Raw genomic sequence first — 467 nt, forward strand, 5'->3', positions numbered from 1 at the left:
TTCTTAGCGTGGAAAGTAGCCAATCGAGTGAAACCGCTCTGAGTTCGATCCACTCAATTTCTGCTACCGGATGGATGTGGTAATGCCATTCTCGATCCCAATCTGTGCAGTAATCGCTTGGAGCTAAGACACTGTGCAATCTGAACTCTGGCTTCATTTGCGGGGCGTTAATCATTGCTTTGATCAGCTCAGCCCATTTGGTGTAGTTCATGACGGGAAAAATCATGCCCGCAGTCAGCAGCCTGCGAATTTTCGCTTTTGTAACCTCGTCGAGTTCAGGCAGTTGATGCATAAGATTCGCGTAATTGTATGAAGTGAGTACAGTCTAACCCAACACACCTTCCGCGATTAAACGGGCGCCCACCTGTGTGGCAGCAACTCAGTAATCTCGCACGCCCGCTGCGTCGGCAGGCGTGTAGAACATCCTTCAAGTTCGCATACGGATCATGCCCGTTGAGCCGCGCCGA

General features: G+C 50.7%; 1 protein-coding gene and 1 pseudogene. Both read right to left on the bottom strand.

The annotated features are described in order from the left end of the window. Positions 1 to 292 (bottom strand): DUF6678 family protein (locus tag KMS84_RS43865; protein ID WP_256921303.1); only part of this gene is annotated, 292 nt, incomplete at its 3' end. A 56-nt stretch (positions 293 to 348) separates the two neighbouring features. Next, positions 349 to 467 (bottom strand): annotated as a pseudogene (locus tag KMS84_RS43870) (transposase domain-containing protein); the annotation flags it as partial.

Source organism: Streptomyces hilarionis (genome assembly GCF_024539675.1).
Lineage (GTDB): Bacteria > Actinomycetota > Actinomycetes > Streptomycetales > Streptomycetaceae > Streptomyces > Streptomyces hilarionis.